The 17,916-nt window shown below is 69.6% G+C and carries 14 protein-coding genes; 8 read left to right on the plus strand and 6 right to left on the minus strand.

Annotated features, from left to right (window positions below):
• Positions 1–171: 171 nt before the first annotated feature.
• From AB3X07_RS15685 to AB3X07_RS15695, 3 genes are all read right to left on the minus strand, one after another.
• The gene (locus AB3X07_RS15685; protein WP_369939520.1) at positions 172–345 is read right to left on the minus strand and encodes a DUF1328 family protein; all 174 of its coding nucleotides are present in this window, start codon (positions 343–345) and stop codon (positions 172–174) included.
• Positions 346–491: 146 nt separating this feature from the next.
• Positions 492–1,070 (minus strand): glycoside hydrolase family 108 protein, encoded by a 579-nt coding sequence (locus tag AB3X07_RS15690; protein WP_369939521.1) that lies wholly within the window; start codon positions 1,068–1,070, stop codon positions 492–494.
• Positions 1,071–1,187: 117 nt separating this feature from the next.
• Positions 1,188–2,159 carry a lipase family protein gene (locus tag AB3X07_RS15695; protein ID WP_369939522.1) on the minus strand — a complete coding sequence of 324 codons (972 nt, stop codon included), beginning with the start codon at positions 2,157–2,159 and terminating at the stop codon, positions 1,188–1,190.
• Between the two features lie 295 nt (positions 2,160–2,454).
• Between AB3X07_RS15695 and AB3X07_RS15700 the strand changes: the two genes are divergently transcribed.
• The 4 genes from AB3X07_RS15700 (at position 2,455) to AB3X07_RS15715 (ending at position 5,543) form a co-directional block, all read left to right on the plus strand.
• Positions 2,455–2,943, plus strand: coding sequence for a pyridoxamine 5'-phosphate oxidase family protein (locus AB3X07_RS15700; protein WP_369939523.1), 489 nt, complete (start codon positions 2,455–2,457; stop codon positions 2,941–2,943).
• A gap of 48 nt (positions 2,944–2,991) precedes the next feature.
• A complete protein-coding gene (locus tag AB3X07_RS15705) occupies positions 2,992–3,156 on the plus strand; it encodes a hypothetical protein (RefSeq protein ID WP_369939525.1) in 165 nt (54 codons plus the stop codon).
• Between the two features lie 42 nt (positions 3,157–3,198).
• Positions 3,199–4,185 (plus strand): hypothetical protein, encoded by a 987-nt coding sequence (locus AB3X07_RS15710; protein WP_369939526.1) that lies wholly within the window; start codon positions 3,199–3,201, stop codon positions 4,183–4,185.
• 386 nt (positions 4,186–4,571) lie between these two features.
• Positions 4,572–5,543 (plus strand): IS110 family transposase, encoded by a 972-nt coding sequence (locus AB3X07_RS15715; RefSeq protein WP_369939527.1) that lies wholly within the window; start codon positions 4,572–4,574, stop codon positions 5,541–5,543.
• Positions 5,544–5,736: 193 nt separating this feature from the next.
• Here the strand turns inward: AB3X07_RS15715 and AB3X07_RS15720 are convergent, their stop codons facing one another.
• Both AB3X07_RS15720 and AB3X07_RS15725 read right to left on the minus strand, forming a co-directional pair.
• On the minus strand, positions 5,737–6,207 hold the full coding sequence (locus AB3X07_RS15720; protein ID WP_369939528.1) for a nuclear transport factor 2 family protein: 471 nt from the start codon (positions 6,205–6,207) through the stop codon (positions 5,737–5,739).
• Positions 6,208–6,389: 182 nt separating this feature from the next.
• Positions 6,390–9,953, minus strand: coding sequence for a methylmalonyl-CoA mutase family protein (locus tag AB3X07_RS15725; RefSeq protein WP_369939529.1), 3,564 nt, complete (start codon positions 9,951–9,953; stop codon positions 6,390–6,392).
• A 394-nt stretch (positions 9,954–10,347) separates the two neighbouring features.
• Between AB3X07_RS15725 and AB3X07_RS15730 the strand changes: the two genes are divergently transcribed.
• The 3 genes from AB3X07_RS15730 to AB3X07_RS15740 all read left to right on the plus strand — a co-directional run bounded on the left by AB3X07_RS15730 (position 10,348) and on the right by AB3X07_RS15740 (position 13,258).
• The gene (locus AB3X07_RS15730) at positions 10,348–10,665 is read left to right on the plus strand and encodes a YXWGXW repeat-containing protein (RefSeq protein WP_369939530.1); all 318 of its coding nucleotides are present in this window, start codon (positions 10,348–10,350) and stop codon (positions 10,663–10,665) included.
• A gap of 512 nt (positions 10,666–11,177) precedes the next feature.
• The gene (locus tag AB3X07_RS15735) at positions 11,178–11,726 is read left to right on the plus strand and encodes a hypothetical protein (RefSeq protein ID WP_369939531.1); all 549 of its coding nucleotides are present in this window, start codon (positions 11,178–11,180) and stop codon (positions 11,724–11,726) included.
• A gap of 431 nt (positions 11,727–12,157) precedes the next feature.
• Entirely contained in the window at positions 12,158–13,258 is a 1,101-nt protein-coding gene (locus AB3X07_RS15740; RefSeq protein WP_369939532.1) for a Glu/Leu/Phe/Val dehydrogenase dimerization domain-containing protein, read from the plus strand.
• A 401-nt stretch (positions 13,259–13,659) separates the two neighbouring features.
• Here AB3X07_RS15740 and AB3X07_RS15745 read toward each other — a convergent pair whose 3' ends face one another.
• Positions 13,660–16,497 (minus strand): S8 family serine peptidase, encoded by a 2,838-nt coding sequence (locus tag AB3X07_RS15745; protein ID WP_369939533.1) that lies wholly within the window; start codon positions 16,495–16,497, stop codon positions 13,660–13,662.
• 191 nt (positions 16,498–16,688) lie between these two features.
• Here AB3X07_RS15745 and AB3X07_RS15750 point away from each other — a divergent pair, with 191 nt between their 5' ends.
• Positions 16,689–17,864, plus strand: a complete 1,176-nt coding sequence (locus tag AB3X07_RS15750; RefSeq protein WP_369939534.1) for a thiolase family protein — start codon at positions 16,689–16,691, stop codon at positions 17,862–17,864.
• The last annotated feature ends 52 nt before the right edge of the window (positions 17,865–17,916 follow it).

Here is a 17,916-nt window from a genome sequence, read left to right on the forward strand (position 1 = left end):
CATCGACCAGTGGGGCTCGCTACGGACGAGCCGCCACCGCAGGTCCAGGTCGCGGCCCGGCGACCGACCTCGCACATCCAGTCGTCCAGACGGACTGCACACGGCCTGCGCCAGATCACGCCGGCGGCGACGGCATGCGACCGCGCGATGCGGCCAATCGGATCGCGTCGCTCAGCCGACCTTCTTGGCCAGCATGGTGCCGAGCAGGAACAACACCAGCGCGATGGCGATGCCGGCCCAGAACAGGAACTTGGCGACCCCCATCGCCGCGCCCGCGGCGCCGGTGAAGCCGAGCGCGCCGGCGATGAGTCCGATGATGGCGATGATGATGGCCCACTTGATCATGTTGCGATGCTCCCGAATCCGATGAGGGAGCGCTGCGCCGGTCGGCGCAACGCCACGGTCGCCACGTGCGACCGCATCGCAGGCAATGCTAGTCAGCCGCTGATGCGCCGCATGTGAAGCGGCGCATGCGGCGCGGTGTGCCGAATTCAGGCGGCACCAGTGGCCGGCGTAGCGGCGGTCGACGCGGACGGCAGCGTCGCGGGGAACCACTCCGCGCGCGCCAGCCAGCCTTGCAGGAACTTGTCGTCGACCGGACGCTCCTGCGCCAGCCGTCGGTAGTAGGCGATGCGGCCCTGGCGATACAGCGCATAGACCTGCGCCTGGTCGGCCGCCTGCAACGCCGCCAGCGTGACCGGCCCCATCTCCCCATCCACGCCCACGTCCGTCGCGCCCGACTGCTGCAGCACCCGCTGCAACAGCAGCACCGCTTCGGTCCCGGCGTTGACGTAGAAATCGAACAGGATCTCGGCCAGCGCCTGCGTGGCGATCTGGTCGCCATCGAGCGGGGCCCAGTAGACCTGCTTGTAGAGGACGGCGGCCTGCTCCACCGTCAGCGCGCGCAAGGCGTCCAGCGTCGGCGCTTCGCCGAGCACGGGCTGCGCATAGCGCTGGAACGTCGCCAGGGTGATGCCGCGATTGGTGGCACCGCCCGGATCGGCCGGATCGTCCACATAGCCCCCCTCGAACTTCAGCAATTGCGGCAGATACAGATCGAACGAGGCCATCGCGCTGCTCCTGGAAACCGTGAAGGGGCCGCGCCTGCCGCGGCATCGGCCGCGGCGCTGCGCCGCGAGGAACATCGCCACGCCGCACGCGCCTGCGCGCACGAGGCGGCCCGGCACTCATCCGGGCGCGCTCGCCGGCGACGGCGGGTCCATCGCCGCCCCCAACAGCCGCTCCGACGCGCGCGCGGCCAGTTCGATGTCGGCCCATGCCGGCCGCGGCGGCGCCGGCGGCACCGTGCTGAGCATCAACCGTCGCGGATCCTCGAAGTCCGGAAAGGTCCCGGTCCACACCTGCGGCGACAGCAGCAAGGCGTGCCGCAACACCGTCTGCATGTTGACGATGGAATGCCGCGACAGCAGATGCACGAACAGCGCGCCGCGCACGTCATGCGCGGTGCGGAACTCCTGCCCCACCGGCACGTAGCCGAAGGTGGACGGCGGCAGGGTCGGCACGTAGTCCCAATAGTTGAAGCAGCGGGTGCTGTCGGTGACCGCGATCGCCTGCGCGTAGGCCTGGCCCCAACTCGCCTCGCCGACCATCGGACTGCAGAAATTGATGTTGCAGGCGCGCAGATCAGGTTGCGAGAGCGCCAGATCCAGCGAAAACAGCTGACTCAGCGCGCCGCCCAGGCTGTGCCCGGTGACGTACACCTGGCGCGGCGCGAAGTGCGCCAGCAGCGCGAACAACTGTTCGCGCATCGACGCGCGCATGTTCCCGCCCTTGCCGTCGTAGATGCCGTAGAAGCCCGCCGACACCCGCGGCGTCGGCGCGACCGTGCCCGCGCTGGGAACGAAATCGGTGGTGGTGAAGTCCAGATCCTCGTACACGTCCAGGTCCGAGTCGGTGCCACGGAACGCGAACAGGCAGGTGCCGGCGTCCCCGGTGGACTGGAACAGCAAGCCGAACACTTCCTCGCTGCCGCCGAACGGATCGCCGTCCCAACCGGACCAGCGCGCGACCAACCGGTAGTCGGACGGCGCCAGCACCGGCTTGCCCTCGAACGCGGCATAGGCGGCGATGCTGGCCTGGACCATCGCCAGGGTCAGCATCGGATCCAGCGGGGCTTGTTGCGGGGGTATCGCACTCATCGTCGATCGTCCTTTGCGAAAGAGCCGGTAGGGGGCGCACGCCATGGCGGCGGAGCAAGCAGCCAGACGCGGCGGCACCCAGTGTCCACCGCGGCGCGTCGTGCGTTTTCGATTCCGATCCCAGCGCCGCGGAGCGACCGCGCTTGTCTACGCGCGGTACCAGGCGCCCCGCTCGTCCCCGCACAGCGATGGCGCATGGCGTGACCTACACGCTCCGTCGACGCTTCCGTCACGGCCTGCGCGCGCGGGCCGCCGCACAGTGCACCTACGCATTCACCCACGATCGGAGACCCGCATGGCGAACCCGCAGGAACTGGAAGAGAAATTCTGGAAGGCACTGAAATCCGACCGCACGGTCATGCTCGGCCTGGACGGCGTCGAGGACGGTCACGCGCGGCCGATGACGGCGCAGTTCGAGGGCGACCGCGGCGGCCCGATCTGGTTCTTCACCTCCAAGGACAACGCCCTGGTGCAGAAACTGACCCAGAGCCGGCGCGTGATCGCCGCGTTCAGCGCCAAGGACCACGATCTGTTCGCCAGCATCAGCGGCACCCTTAGCGTGGACAACGACCAGGCGGTGATCGAGCGCCTGTGGAACGGCTTCATCGACGCCTGGTACGAAGAAGGCAAGGACGACCCGAAGCTGGCGCTGTTGCGCCTGGATCCCGACCACGCGCAGATCTGGCTCAACGGGTCCAGCCTCATGGCCGGCATCAAGGTGCTGCTGGGCATCGACCCCAAGCGCGACTACCAGGACAAGGTGGCGGACGTGCCGCTGCGCTGAGGCGCGCACCTCGCCGCGGTACGTCATCGCGACGTACCAGGCACGCGAATGGCCTTCTTCGCCGCCGCCGCGGCGCAGAAGGCGGAAAGCAGGCGCTGGGCGACGGCTCGCGCCACCCGTGCGTTCCGGCGGTATGGCCCGGACCTGCCGCCGTCACAGGCCGTCATCCCGCCGATCGCCACCCCTGCGCTGATGCGCGCAGCTGCGCCTTGACGCCATAATTGGCATCCACGCCAAACGCGCCAGGTCGTCCCGATGCCACGCCGATTGTCCGAAGAGCAGCTCCAGGATGTGCACGAGCGCGCCTACGAGTGTTTCGAGACAGGGCAATTGGAGCAGGCGGCACGCCACTTCGCGACCCTGCTGACCTACGCGCCGGACGCGCGCTATTACCACTACATGCAGGGGCTGGTGCACAAGTACCTGCTGGACTGGCCGGTCTCGCTGCAGCACAACCTGCGCGCCCTGGCGCTGGTCGACGAACCCTACGAATCCGCACACTGGAACGCCGGCATCGCGGCGACCGCGCTCGGCGACTGGGTGCAGGCACGGGCGCAATGGGCCGCCTGCGGCATCGCCATTCCCGAAGGCGACGGACCGATCGAGACGGACTTCGGCGTGGTCAGCGTACGCCTGAACCCGTGGCGCGGCGGCGAGACCTTGTATGCCCGCCGCATCGACGTGGTCCGTGCGCGCCTGCTCAATGTGCCGTTGCCGGAAAGCGGCCACCGCTATGGCGACATCGTCGTGCATGACGGCGCCTCGACCGGGGAACGCATGTTCCGGGGCCGCGCGGTGCCGGTGTTCAACGCCCTGGCGCGCACCCAGCCGTCCCCCTTCCAGACCTTCACGGTGTTCGCGCACTGCCCGGCTCCCGCTGACCGCGACGCGCTGCGGTCGACGCCCGAGGACGGCGCGATCGGCCTGGTCGAGGACTGGACCAGCAACCTGGCCAACTACTGCCTGCGCTGCAGCTACGGCGCCGTCGCGCACTCGCACCGCGAGGCGTCCGACACCGACTGGATGCCCGACCGCGACGTCGGCATCGCCGCCACCGACCGCGACGCGGTGGATGCCTGGTTGCGCGACTGGCAGGCCGGGGCACCGGGACGCCGCGTCGATGCGGTGGAAATGCGCCAGGTCGATCCGCCCGCGCGCGAGGATGGCACGGTGTGGTGGACATCGCCCGAGGATGCGGACGGCGAAGAAGAAGACGAGGACGAGGACGACGGGAAGTCCTAGCGCATCGGCGAGCGACCGGCGCCGTAGCGGAACCTCTAACAACCTGCTTTCGCCACAATCAAGCCAGATGCAGTTTTCCCTGTAGGAGCGGCTTTAGCCGCGACGAGGCGTTCCCGGGAAAGCCCGTCGCGGCTAAAGCCGCTCCTTGTATCTGGACATGAGGCCCACGTGGCCTTATGTCTTCCGACTGATCATCGGAGCAGTGCGGGAAGCCCAGTCGCTCCTAAAGCCACGAGCTTGCATTGTAGATTGGCTCCCGCATTGCATATGCTGGCCCATCGGTGTCCGTACGGTATCCAGAGTCCGCCGCAGGCGTGAACTCGCATCCACAAGGCAGGACCGGGCGCAGCGGTGATCGTGTTCACCCTACGATGGAGGAATTCCCCATGTCCCCAGTCGTCGGTATCGACGTCGCCAAACACCGTTTCGACCTGGCCATCGACCTGGCCAACGGCAAGTACCGCACCAAGGCCAAGCTTTCCAACGATCCGAAGGGGTTCCAGGCCCTACGGACGTGGCTGCAGAGCCATGCGCAGGCGGACAGCTGGATCGTGATGGAAGCCACCGGCACCTACCACGAGGCCCTGGCTGAGTTCGTGCACGCCTTGGGCTACCGCGTATGCGTCCTCAACCCGGCGCAGACGGCGCTGTATGCCCGCAGCCAGCTGACTCGGGTCAAGACCGATCGCAGCGATGCCAAGCTGATCGCCAGCTACGGCCTGCGCCATGCGTCGCAATTGCGGCCGTGGCAGCCCGATCCGCCGGCGCTCAAGCACCTCAAGGCGCTGGTGCGTCGGCGCGAGGACCTGCTGCAGATGCTGCAGATGGAGCGCAACCGCCTGGACGTCGCCGCGCCGGTGGTGCGCGCCTCGCTGCTAGAGACTATCGGCCAGCTGCAAGCGAACATCGCCCAGATCGAACGGGCCATCGACGACCAGATCGACCAGGATCCTACCCTGCGCGGGCAGCGCGAGCTGCTGGTCAGCATCGACGACATCGCCGAGAGGAGCGCGGCGCTGTTGCTGGCCGAGCTCGGCGACGTGGAGCGCTTCTCCCAGGCCTCGGCGGTGACCGCCTTCGCCGGGTTGAATCCACGGCTGCAGGAGTCCGGCAAGCGCAAGGGGCAGGCCTGCATCTCCCGTACCGGCTCCCCACGCCTGCGCGCCGGCCTGTTCCTGCCGGCCTTGGTCGCCATGACCCACAACCCGGTCGTGCGTGCGCTGAAACAACGCCTGCGCGAACGCGGCAAGGCCAACAAGCAGATCATCTGCGCCGCCATGCGCAAGCTGCTGCATATCGCCTACGGCGTGCTCAAATCGCGCACGCCCTTCGACCCTCAAAAGGCCCTTGCCTGTTAGGGGGGAAGACGGTATCTACAGGACACTTTCCGAAGTTACTAGAGGTGCCCATCGGCCGTCGTCGCGACCGCAAGGTTCCCCGCACGCCACCCTCGCCTCCAGCCGCGGACGCGTCTTGGTGGTCAGACGCCCCGATGTGCTCCACAGCCCATCTGCATGGGAACCTCGGCGGCAGCGCGCGGCTGCCGATGCACTACCGCGTGGGCGCCGCCGCCGCGCGGTGCCCGTAGCTGAGCACGCGAGTCAGCCTCCAGCCGTCCGAATCCTGCCGCCACACCATCACGAACTTGGCGATCCCCTCGCAACGCCCGCTGGCTAGTTCGCAGAAGCGGTGTTCGCCCTCCTCGATCGCGCCGAAGTCCTTGACCGGATAGACCCGCAGCGTCCCTTGCAACAGTTCGCGGCGGACCTTGCCGCAGATCCACTTGCGGGTGTTGTCGACCACGGTCTGGCGATCCCGGCTCACCCCGCCGGTATCGTGATAGAACTCCACGTCGGGCACGAACAGCGCCTCGAACGCCGCCATGTCGCAGCGGTTGTAGGCGTCGAACAGGCGCTGGTCCAGCGCCGCGACCGTGTCGAACAGCGGCCCCGCCGTGCTCTCGTCCTTCGGCTCGGCCGCGCGCGCCGTCGCCGCGCAGGCCAGCAACAGCAACCACGTCATGCAGGTCTTCATCGTCGTGCCCCCGGCCACCGATGCGCCACTATGGGCCTCCGCGAGCGGTCGCGACAAGAGCGGACGACACGCGCGAAACCATGCGCGAAGCAGCCGGCGGCACGCGATGCGCTGGACACGCGCGCGACGGGCACACCGCTCCCGATCCCGCGACAACGGCCGCCGCCGCACTACATATTGCGCCGATATTCCCCGCCCACTTCGTACAGGGCATGGCTGATCTGGCCGAGGCTATGGGTCTTGACCGCCTCCATCAGCGCGGCGAACACATTGCGCCGATCGCGCGCGGTGCGCTGCAGGCCGCCCAGTCCGGCGCCGTCGGGCTGCAGCGCCAGCGCATTGCGGCGCTGTTGCCAATCGCGCACGTTGCCGATCTGCTGGTCCTTTTCCGCGTCGGTGGAGCGGATCAGTTCGATCACGGTCCCGGTCTCGCCGGCATGCTCCTTGGGCAGGAAGGTGTTCACGCCCACCAGCGGCAGGCTGCCATCGTGCTTCTTGTGCTCGTAGTACAGGCTCTCCTCCTGGATCTTGCCGCGCTGGTACATGGTGTCCATCGCGCCGAGCACGCCGCCGCGCTCGCTGATCGCCTCGAACTCCTTGTACACCGCCTCCTCCACCAGGTCGGTGAGCTGCTCGACGATGAAGCTGCCCTGCCAGGGGTTCTCGCAGAAGTTCAGCCCCAACTCCTTGTTGATGATCATCTGGATCGCCACCGCGCGGCGCACGCTCTCCTCGGTCGGCGTGGTGATCGCCTCGTCGTAGGCGTTGGTGTGCAGGCTGTTGCAGTTGTCGAACAGCGCGTACAGCGCCTGCAGCGTGGTGCGGATGTCGTTGAACTGGATCTCCTGCGCGTGCAGCGAACGGCCCGAGGTCTGGATGTGGTACTTCATCATCTGGCTGCGTTCGTTGCCGCCGTAGCGCTCGCGCATCGCCCGCGCCCAGATGCGCCGCGCCACCCGACCGATGACGGTGTATTCCGGGTCCATGCCGTTGCTGAAGAAGAAGCTCAGGTTCGGCGCGAAATCGTCGATGCGCATGCCGCGCGCCAGGTAGTACTCGACGATGGTGAAGCCGTTGCTCAGGGTGAAGGCGAGCTGGCTGATCGGGTTCGCCCCGGCCTCGGCGATGTGATAGCCGGAGATCGACACCGAGTAGAAGTTGCGCACCTTGTGTTCGACGAAGTACTGCTGGATGTCGCCCATCATGCGCAGCGCGAACTCGGTGCTGAAGATGCAGGTGTTCTGCGCCTGGTCCTCCTTGAGGATGTCGGCCTGCACCGTGCCGCGCACGCTTGACAAGGTCTGCGCCTTGATCTGCGCATAGGTCTGCGCATCCACCAGTTGGTCGCCGCTGACCCCGAGCAGGCCCAGGCCGAGGCCGTCGTTGGTCGGCGGCAGGCTACCGTGATAGCGCGGGCGTTCGCGGCCCTCGAACAGCCGCGCCAGATCCTGCTCGGCCTGCGCCCAGCGCTGCGCGTCGGCCTTGAGGTACTTCTCCACCTGCTGGTCGATGGCGGTGTTCATGAACATCGCCAGGATCATCGGCGCCGGGCCGTTGATGGTCATCGACACGCTGGTGGTCGGCGCGCACAGGTCGAAGCCGGAGTACAGCTTCTTCATGTCGTCCAGGGTCGGGATGTTGACCCCGGAATTGCCGACCTTGCCGTAGATGTCCGGGCGCGGCGCCGGGTCCTCGCCGTACAAGGTGACGCTGTCGAAGGCGGTGGACAGGCGCGCGGCCGGCTGGCCCACGCTGAGGTAATGGAAGCGGCGGTTGGTGCGCTCGGGCGTGCCCTCGCCGGCGAACATGCGGATCGGGTCCTCGCCGGCGCGTCGGTACGGATACACGCCGCCGGTGTACGGATAGCTGCCGGGCAGGTTCTCCTTGCCGAGGAAGGTCAGCAGTTCGCCCCAGCTCTTGTAGCGCGGCGCGGCGATCTTGGGGATCGGCTGCTGGCTCAGCGACTGCCGGTAGTTCTCCACGCGGATCGCCTTGCCGCGCACTTCGTACTCGGTGACCGGATCGGTGATCGACTTGAGCCGCTGCGGCCAGTCGCGCAGCAATTTCAACGATTCGCTGGACAGCGACTGCACCGCATCGTTGTAGCGCTGGCGCAGCAGCACCAAGGTCGCATCGGCCGCGTCGGCGGCCGGGCCGGCCGACGCCAGCAGGTCCTGCGCGGCGTACAGTTCGAGCTGGGCGGGCAACTGCGGATCCTGCAACGCATGCAGCGATTGCCAGAACGCCTGCGCGCGATCGGCGGCCTCGGCCTGGCGCACGATGCCGGCGTTGAGCGCGCGGCCCTGTTCGGCGATCTCGGCCAGGTAGCGCACGCGCGCGCCCGGGATCAGCACAGTGGCGCGCGGCTCCTTGAGGCTGGTGTCCAGGTCCGGCTGGAAGTCGCAACGCGGCGCGTCGCCGGCCGTGGGGGCGGCCAACTCCAGCTTCTCGCGCACCAGCCGGCACAGGTTGACGAACATCCAGCTGATGCCGGGATCGTTGAACTGGCTGGCGATGGTCGGATACACCGGCACTGCCTCGTCCTCGAGCTGGAACGCAGCGCGGTTGCGCCGCCATTGCTTGCGCACGTCGCGCAGCGCGTCCTCGGCGCCGCGGCGGTCGTACTTGTTCAGCACCACCAGTTCGGCGAAGTCGAGCATGTCGATCTTCTCCAACTGGCTGGGCGCGCCGTAGTCGCTGGTCATCACGTACACCGGGAAATCGACCAGATCGACGATCTCCGAATCGCTCTGGCCGATGCCGGCGGTCTCCACGATCACCAGGTCGTAGCCGACGCATTTCAGCAGCGCGATGCAATCCTTGAGCACGCGATTGGTGGCCGCGTGCTGGCGCCGCGTGGCCATCGAGCGCATGTACACGCGCGGGCTGCGCAGGGCGTTCATGCGGATGCGGTCGCCGAGCAGCGCACCGCCGGTGCGGCGCCGGCTCGGGTCCACCGACACCACCGCGATGCGCATCTGCGGGAAGGCGGCCAGGAAGCGGTTGAGCAGTTCGTCGGTGACCGAGGACTTGCCGGCGCCGCCGGTGCCGGTGAGGCCGAGCACGGGCGCCAGGCGCGTGCCGCGCGGCCCCTGCCCCCGCGACTCGGACACGCCCGGCGCGCCGGCCTGCCACTGCTTGCGCAGCAGGGCCAGTTCGGCCTCGGAGAACGCGCCGTCCTCGATCGCCGACAGCATCCGGCCGATGCCGATGTCGTCGTCGATGTCCGGCAACGGGCTGCCGGCCGGCGCCGCGCCATCCGTGTCCGCCGCGACAGCGCGCGCCCGTCCGGCGCGCGCGACCACGTCCTCGATCATTTCTACCAGGCCCATCTTCATGCCGTCGTTGGGGTGGTAGATGCGCTCCACGCCGTAGGCCTGCAGCTCGGCGATCTCTTCCGGGGTGATGGTGCCGCCGCCGCCGCCGAACACCCGCACATGGCCGGCGCCGCGCTCGCGCAGCATGTCCACCATGTACTTGAAGTATTCGACATGGCCGCCCTGGTAGGACGACAGCGCGATGGCGTCGGCGTCCTCCTGCAGCGCCGCGCGCACCACGTCCTCGACGCTGCGGTTGTGGCCGAGATGGATCACCTCGGCGCCCTGCGCCTGGATCAGCCGGCGCATGATGTTGATCGCCGCGTCGTGGCCGTCGAACAGGCTGGCGGCGGTGACGAAACGCAATGGGCTGCTGTCCGCTTGCGGCAGCGGAACGCGGGACGCGGGAATGCTCATCGAGAGGACATCGGCAAGAGAATGCCGCAATTCTAGGCGTGCCGCGCAGGTCGGGCAGGTTGCGCTGCAACATGCGACGACGGCGGACCCGCCGCGACCGCTGCGGAGCGCCGCGGTGTCGCTGGTCTCCGGTTCGCCCCGCGCGTGCGCCTGCGCGGCGACGCGAGCGTGTTCGCGATCGCGCGTGCGCCCTTCGCCCGCGCGGCATCGCGGTGGCCACGCCACGCGAGCCGTCGCTCGCTTGGCGCGGCGGCACGCGGCCCGCACTACCAGACGCGCCGGATGGTCGCTGGCTATCCAGGCGCTGAATGCGGCCGTGCGCCGCGTCAACAGCGCGGGCGCCCGCGACGTTTGCATCGGGGTCGGCGCATTGCCGATGTCGCTGGAGAATCGCATGTCGCTTCGCCCTTTCTTGCTGGCCTCGCTGCTCGGCGTCACGCTCGCCGCGGGCATGGTGGCCGCACCCGCGCAGGCGCGGTCGGTCGTGGAACTGTCGGTGCGGACCGCTCCGCCGCCGCCGCGCTTCGAACGCGTGGTAGTGCGACCGGGCTATGTGTGGGCGCCCGGCTACTGGCATTGGAACGGCCACCGCCACGTCTGGGTCGGCGGCCACTACGTGCGCGAACGCCCGGGCTACGTCTACGTCGGCCCGCGCTGGGAGCCCTACGGCCCCGCCTATCGCTTCCATGGCGGCTACTGGGTGCATCGCTAGGGCGTGTCACCACTCCCCGAGCATGCCGCGTTGGGTCTGGCAGGCGCCACGCCGGCGTTGCACGGCGCAGCGCCTGACTGGCGGTCAGGTCAAGCCGCGCGGCGTCGGTGTGGCGCCTGCCAGGCCCAACCCGAAGGGCCGCGGTTGCGCGCGCCCGTGGCCGCGTCATCACTCGGGCGTGGACGGACGTCCACTTCCTCGTTCTTCCTTGCCACAGGCGCGCGCAACCGCGGCGCGGCATGCTCGGGGAGTGGTGACACGCCCTAGGCGGCGGCGATGCTGCGCGGCGACGTGACCGACGCCGCCGCGCTTTGCGATAGTGCGCGGACCACGGCAATGCGCCGGTCCCAGGGGGAACGCATGTCCAGGCATCCGCTGTCGCATGCGCCCCGACTGGCGCCACGGCCAGCCGCACATGGCGCGGCGGCTGACGCCGCGTCCACCCCGCCGCCGGCCCTCGGGCGTGGGCGTGCAGCCCCTGCCCCGTATTCGTCTCACGGCCGCTCCTAGCGATGCCATCGCGACTGCCGCCGGGAACCTACGCGATCGCCATCACCGTGGTGGCGGTGGCGATCGCCAGCGTCGCCGCCTGGCGCGACCGCCCCACCGATGCCGCGTCGCGCCGAAGCCTGGGCGAGGCCATCGGCGCCACCGCGACCGCGGTGCGCCGCCCCGTCGCGGCCACGCCCGCCTCCCCTGGCACGCCGCCGGACACGGCCGCCGACGCTCCGGCGGGCGACGAGCCCGCGTTCGATCGGCAGGGCCAGGTCATCCCGGACCTGGCATTGCGCCACTACCTGGACCGCTACCTGACCGCCCGGGACGCGCCATCGCCGCTGGAGCGGCGCCAGCGCCTGCAACGCGACCTGGCCACCGCCCGCATGCCCGCCGCGCGATCGCGGCAGATCCTCGACTGGTTCGACCGCTACGCCGCGTATCGGCAGGCCGAGGCCGCCGCCCCGGCGCCGATGGCCGCTGCGCAGCGGCACGCACTGCGCGAGCGCCTGCTCGGTCCTGCCGCAGCCGCCGCGTTCTTCGCCGACGAGGCCGCCGCGCCCTGAGCGTCTAGGCGACCGGCGTGCCACGCGCTGGTGTCGCGTCCGCCGCTCCCGTGCGCGCCGACATGGGCAGTCCGAGGTATCCATATAGCCCCGTGCTTCGCAACGCAGGCCAGGCGCGAGGCGCGGTGCGCCGCGGGAGCGGGCCACCGATGCAACCGATGCGCATGCCGCCGGCACCCAGGCCAAGAGGACGCCTGCTGACGCGCGAGCGCCCCTCCCGCGTCGCACGCCGCACCGAGATGCCCGTATCGCCTGGGCCGGGGCCAACCCGGCAACGGCCGCGCGGCGCCCGGGCAATTGCTTTAAAATGCGCCCATCGCGACGATCAGGACCCGTTCCCGAACCCGTCGCGTTTTTCGTTTTACGCCCCTCAACTAGGCAAGTTCCTGGAATCCAGGTGTCCTGCACCTGCACCGCCAGCGGAGCCCCCCATGCTTTTCGAAACGCTAGCCACCACCGGACACGAACAGGTCGTCTTCTGCCACAACCGCGACGTGGGCCTGCAGGCGATCATCGCCATCCACAACACCGTCCTCGGCCCGGCCCTGGGCGGCGTGCGCATGCGCCCGTACCCCAGTACCGAGGCCGCGCTGCACGACGCGCTGCGGCTCAGCCGCACCATGACCTACAAGAACGCGCTGGCCGGGCTCAACATCGGCGGCGGCAAGGCGGTGATCATCGGCGACCCCAAAGCCGACAAGTCCGAAGCGCTGTTCCGCGCCTTCGGCCGCTATGTCGATTCGCTGGGCGGCCGCTACATCACCGCCGAGGACGTGGGCACCGACGTCAACGACATGGAGCAGATCTACCTGGAGACCGAGTACGTCACCGGCGTGCACCAGGTGCATGGCGGCTCCGGCGACCCGGCGCCCTTCACCGCCTACGGCGCGCTGCAGGCGCTGATGGCCTCGCTGCAACGCAAGCTCGGCCACGAGGAGATCGGCAAGACCAGCATCGCCGTGCAGGGCCTGGGTCACATCGGCATGGAGCTGGTGAAGCTACTGAAGGAACGCGGCGCCAAGCTGTACGTGACCGACCTGGACCCGGCGCTGGCCGAGCGCGCGGTCGCCGACTACGGCGCCGAGGCGGTCAAGCCGGACGAGATCTACGACGTGGCCGCCGACGTGCTGGCGCCGTGCGCGCTGGAAAGCGCGATCGACGAAACCACCCTGCCACGGCTGAAGGCGAAGATCATCTGCGGTACCGCCAACAACCAGCTGGCCAACGCCGCGGTCGGCGAGGAACTGCATCGGCGCGGCATCCTGTATGCCCCGGACTACGCGGTCAACGCCGGCGGCGTGATGAACGTGTCGCTGGAGATCGACGGCTACAACCGCGAACGCGCGATGCGCCTGATCCGCAGCCTGTACCACAACCTGGGCAAGATCTTCGACCTGTCCGAACGCGACAACATCCCGCCGCAGCAGGCCGCCGACCGCATCGCCGAGGCGCGCATGCAGGCGATCGGCAAGCTCAAGCTGCCGCTGGGCCGCACCGCGCCGCGCTCGATGGGGCATCTGCGCGGGGAGTGAGCCGCGCGTCGCGGCGCCCAGGCGCAAGACACATCGGCACCGACGTGACCATGCGTGGGGACGAAAAGCCCCTCCCACACGAGGATCGGCGTCGCCGCATTCTGTCGCCGCTGCGGAGCGACAGGGCACCTCTAACACCATGGGGAAGTGTCCTGTAGGAGCGGCTTCAGCCGCGATAGGCGTTAGCGGGAAAGCCTCGTCGCGGCTGAAGCCGCTCCTACAGCGCAAACTGCAAGTGGCTGGTTGTGGCGAAAGCAGGTTATCGAGAGGTGCCCTTCAGCCCTGTGGGAGCGACGTCAGTCGCGACGAGCGAAGAGGACATCCGACGCCGACGCGGCACGTCGGGACCACATCATCCTCCGCGGAACAACCCGACGCATCTGCGCCGGCTTGCCCCCAGCTCAGAACCCCAACCGATACCGCAGCGACAGCGCATGCGCATCGCCGCGCGGGCCGAAGCGCTGGTCGTAGCCCAGGCCCAGCGCGCTGGCGTTCCAGCGCCGGTCCAGGCTCAGCCCGAACAGCCCGCCCGAGCGCGCCGGCTGCAGATCGAGCAGCGGCGCCCACGCATCCACGCCGACGAAACTGGCTTGGCGCTGCAAGCCTTGCGCGGCCAGGGTCTGCTGCCATTCGCCATACCCCTGCAGCGCCCAACCCTGCCAGCGATAGCCGGCGCGCAAACCGGCCAGCGCCTGGCTGCGCGACGAGGACGCGGCGCCGGCCATCAGGCCGAAACCGTCGCCGCCCTGTTCGCGAAAACCATCGCTGTCGATACGGCTGTAGTCGGCGCCGGCGTACGGCGTCAGCCACGCCTTGCCGTGCCCGAAGCGGTAGCCGACCTCGACGCTGCCCGACAGGAAGCGCCCGGCATAACGGCTGGACGCATCGGCCACGGCATCGCCGAGCAACAGGCCGCGGTCGAGCTGGCGCCGGTACTGCCCGGTGCCCAGTTGCGCCAGCGCATAGGCGTCGCCGCCGACCGCGCCGAGATAGGCCTGGCCCTGCACCTGGCGATCGCGGCTGCGGTCCAGGCCGCCGTCGCTGCCGCCGCTGACGCGGGTTTCGCCGAAGGCGAAGCCGGCCACGGCGTGCTCGCCCAGGCGCAGGTCCTGGCCCATCATCCAGCCATCGAGCTGATCCTGGCCGCCGGCGAAACTGCCCTGCCCGCTGTCGCCCAGGCGCTGGCTCCACGCGCCGACCGCGCGCGGTCGCGCGAGCAGGCTGTCGAAGCGGCCGGACAGCGCGCGGCGCTGCAGGTCGATGCTGTCGAAGGTCATCGCGGTGGCCGCCGCGTGCGCTTCGCCGGACAGGCTGCGCAGGGTCGCCGAGGCCGCCGCCGCGGTCGGCGCTTGCTGCACCGCGCCGGCCGCCTTCAGCAAGGACGCATCGACCGACGTCGGATCGCGGCGCAGCTGCGTGTTCAGTTGCGAAAACGCCGCATCCACGCGCGTGGCCGAGGCCAGCGTGGCGGCGGTCGCGGTGCCGAACGTCGCCGCGGCGGCGGTGACGCTGAGCGCCTGCACGGTGATCGAGGCGCTGGTGCCGTCGTAACTGAGCGAGGAGGTCAGGAACACGTTGGACGGCGTGGTGACCGAGCCGAACGTGCCGCTCAGCCCGCCGCTGGTGTCCAGCACCTTGTAGGCGGTGTTGTTGGCCACGTAATCGCGTTTGCCGAGCACGTACAGCGAGCCGCCCTGCAGGGTCGCGGTGCCGGTCACCGAGAGCTTGTCGCCGACCAGCAGGGCCAGCCGGCCGGTGCTGGCCTGCACGTAGTTGCCGGTCAGGCTCAGCGTCGCGGCGCCGACCTGGAACGTGCCGGCATTGGCGACATTGCCGCGCAGCGGCCCGGTGCCGATGAAGGTGGCGCCATTGCCGACGGTGACGTCGGAGCCGCCGAGGCTGGCCGCGCTGAGCGTGCCGGCCTGGACCTGGGTCGCGCCGCTGTAGCTGTTCTGGGTGCCGCTCAGGGTCAAGGTCCCGCTGCCCTGCTTGATCAGGCCGCCGCTGCCGGCGATGTCGTTGGCCCAGGTCGAGGTGCCGGCGAAGGACACGCTGACGTCGCCCCAGTCGAACCGCGCCGGCCCCCACACCGCCTTGCCCACGTTGAGCAAGCCGTAGCCGAAGGTGGCATCCACGCCTGGCGCGCCCAGGTCGGTGGCGGTGCCGAGCAGGGTCTGCCGCACCAGGTCGTTGCTGAAATAGGGAAACGCCTGCCACACCAGCGTGGCCGCGCCCGAGACCAGCGGCGCCGCGAACGAGGTGCCGCTGCCGTAGTAGTAGCCGGGATTGGCGGTGGCGGTGGTCGCCTTGGGATCGACGAACACCTCCGTGCCCGGCGCGACCAGGCAATAGCGCATGGCCGCGCCGCACGCGTTGGAATAGGACTCCAGCGTGCTGCCGGTACTGGCGTCCACCGCCGCCGCCACCAGCCAGCCGCGCTCCAGGTCCGCCGCCGGGCGGGTGCCGCCGGGACCCGGCTGGCTGGGCAGCGAGGCCACGTCCGACGGCGTCGACTTGGATTCGTTGCCCGCCGCGAACACCACCAGCCCGCCGTTGCCCACCACGAACGGGCGGTACTCGTCGGCGATCGCGCTGGTCGCGCTGGGATCGGTCCAGTAGATGCCGCCCCAGGAATTGTTCATCACCTTGACCCCGGCATTGATCAGGTCCTGGTGGATCGAGGCCAGGCCCAGCGCGCCGCTGGTCTGGTTGCCCTTGCCGCTGCCATCGTCGTCGGGCGAGGTGTCGTTGATGATTCGCGCCGACACGATCTGCGCGCCCGGCGCGATGCCGCCCGGCCAGGCGCCCACCGCCTTGCCCGCGGCCAGTTGCGCGACCGTGGTGCCATGGCCATCGACGTCGTCGACCTTGACGTTGTTCTGGGCCGGATCGACGTAGATCAGGTTGGACACCACGCGTCCGGACAGCGCCGGGTGATTGCGGTTCACGCCGGTGTCCACCACGCCGATGCGATAGCCGCTGCCGTCGTAGCCGGCGTTGTGCGCGGCCAGGGTGTTGGTCAGCGCCAGATGCGCGTCGAACGCCGGCTGCGGCGGCGGCGGCGAGGTCGGCGGCGAAACCGGGGGAGACGACGGCGGCGGGGGCGGCGGCGAACTCGGGGGTGGCGAGGTCGGCGGCGGCTCGCTGCGGGTCAGCCCGCCACCGCCGCCACCGCCGCACGCGCCCAACGCCATCGCCAGTGCCGTCGCCAACAGCGACCGGGCCATCAACTTCCGCATGTGCTCTCTCCAGATCGGCACGCCGGCCACGACGGCCGGCCATCTTCCGTTAGCGACCGCGAACGGACAGCCCTGAACCTGGCCGAATCTACACCGGAAATCGGCGCCCGCAACGACCGTCGGGCGTGGCGCGATTGGCAGACGCCGCGCCGAGGCAGATAATCGGCGGCTCATCTTCGTAAGGGTTTGCCATGACCGAGATCGTCATCGCCGCAGCCAAGCGCACCGCTATCGGCGCGTTCCTGGGCCAGTTCAACGGCGTGCCCACACCGCAGCTCGGCGCCGCCGCGATCCGTGCCGCGCTGGAACAGTCCGGCATCCCCGCCGCCGACGTGTCCGAAGTCATCATGGGCTGCGTGCTGCCGGCCAACCTCGGCCAGGCGCCGGCGCGCCAGGCCGCGCGCGCCGCCGGCGTGCCGGACGCCACCGGCGCCACCACCGTCAACAAGGTCTGCGGCTCGGGCATGAAGGCGATCATGCTCGGCCACGACCTGATCAAGGCCGGCTCGGCCAGCATCGTCGTCGCCGGCGGCATGGAGTCGATGAGCAACGCGCCGCACCTGCTGCCGAACTCGCGCACCGGCAACCGCTACGGCAACTTCCAGGCGGTCGACCACATGGCCTGGGACGGCCTGACCAATCCCGACGACGGCCAGGCGATGGGCGTGTTCGGCGAGGCCACCGCGGAGAAGTTCGGCTTCAGCCGCCAGGACCAGGACGCCTACGCGATCGAATCGGTGACCCGCGCGCAGGCCGCGCAGCGCGACGGCGCGTTCGCTGCGGAGATCGTTCCGGTCAGCGTCGCCACGCGCAAGGGCAACGTGGAAGTCGCCAGCGACGAACAGCCGGCCAAGTCCGATGTCGCCAAGATCCCCACGCTGAAGCCGGCCTTCAAGAAGGACGGCACGGTCACCGCCGCCAGTTCCTCCAGCATCTCCGACGGCGCCGCCGCCACCGTGTTGCTCAGCGCCGACGAGGCGGCGCGCCGCGGTCTCGCGCCGCTGGCGCGCATCGCCGGCCACGCGACGTTCTCGCAGGCGCCGGAATGGTTCACCACCGCCCCGGTCGGCGCGATCAAGAAGCTGCTCGATCAGGTCGGCTGGAGCCTGGACCAGGTCGATCTGTTCGAGATCAACGAAGCGTTCGCGGTGGTGGCGATGGTGCCGATCAAGGAATTGGGCCTGGACCCGGCCAAGGTCAACGTCAACGGCGGCGCCTGCGCGCTCGGCCATCCGATCGGCGCCTCCGGCGCGCGGCTGGTGGTGACATTGCTAAATGCGTTGCGCACCCGCGGCGGCCGTCGCGGCATCGCGACCCTGTGCATCGGCGGCGGCGAGGCCACCGCGGTCGCCATCGAATTGATTTGATTGGGATTAACCCCTGAAACACAAAAATGAATGCGCGTGCGCTTGACAGCCG

Origin of the sequence: Xanthomonas sp. DAR 35659, assembly GCF_041242975.1 — a bacterium.
In the GTDB taxonomy this organism is placed as follows: Bacteria; Pseudomonadota; Gammaproteobacteria; order Xanthomonadales; family Xanthomonadaceae; genus Xanthomonas_A; species Xanthomonas_A medicagonis.

Excerpts from the sequence above, each read along its gene's own strand:
- AB3X07_RS15685 (WP_369939520.1), bottom strand. The coding sequence starts at position 345 with ATGATCAAGTGGGCCATCATCATCGCCATCATCGGACTCATCGCCGGC.
- AB3X07_RS15690 (WP_369939521.1), bottom strand. The coding sequence starts at position 1,070 with ATGGCCTCGTTCGATCTGTATCTGCCGCAATTGCTGAAGTTCGAGGGG.
- AB3X07_RS15695 (WP_369939522.1), bottom strand. The coding sequence starts at position 2,159 with ATGAGTGCGATACCCCCGCAACAAGCCCCGCTGGATCCGATGCTGACC.
- AB3X07_RS15700 (WP_369939523.1), top strand. The coding sequence starts at position 2,455 with ATGGCGAACCCGCAGGAACTGGAAGAGAAATTCTGGAAGGCACTGAAA.
- AB3X07_RS15705 (WP_369939525.1), top strand. The coding sequence starts at position 2,992 with ATGGCCTTCTTCGCCGCCGCCGCGGCGCAGAAGGCGGAAAGCAGGCGC.
- AB3X07_RS15710 (WP_369939526.1), top strand. The coding sequence starts at position 3,199 with ATGCCACGCCGATTGTCCGAAGAGCAGCTCCAGGATGTGCACGAGCGC.
- AB3X07_RS15715 (WP_369939527.1), top strand. The coding sequence starts at position 4,572 with ATGTCCCCAGTCGTCGGTATCGACGTCGCCAAACACCGTTTCGACCTG.
- AB3X07_RS15720 (WP_369939528.1), bottom strand. The coding sequence starts at position 6,207 with ATGACGTGGTTGCTGTTGCTGGCCTGCGCGGCGACGGCGCGCGCGGCC.
- AB3X07_RS15725 (WP_369939529.1), bottom strand. The coding sequence starts at position 9,953 with ATGAGCATTCCCGCGTCCCGCGTTCCGCTGCCGCAAGCGGACAGCAGC.
- AB3X07_RS15730 (WP_369939530.1), top strand. The coding sequence starts at position 10,348 with ATGTCGCTTCGCCCTTTCTTGCTGGCCTCGCTGCTCGGCGTCACGCTC.
- AB3X07_RS15735 (WP_369939531.1), top strand. The coding sequence starts at position 11,178 with ATGCCATCGCGACTGCCGCCGGGAACCTACGCGATCGCCATCACCGTG.
- AB3X07_RS15740 (WP_369939532.1), top strand. The coding sequence starts at position 12,158 with ATGCTTTTCGAAACGCTAGCCACCACCGGACACGAACAGGTCGTCTTC.
- AB3X07_RS15745 (WP_369939533.1), bottom strand. The coding sequence starts at position 16,497 with ATGCGGAAGTTGATGGCCCGGTCGCTGTTGGCGACGGCACTGGCGATG.
- AB3X07_RS15750 (WP_369939534.1), top strand. The coding sequence starts at position 16,689 with ATGACCGAGATCGTCATCGCCGCAGCCAAGCGCACCGCTATCGGCGCG.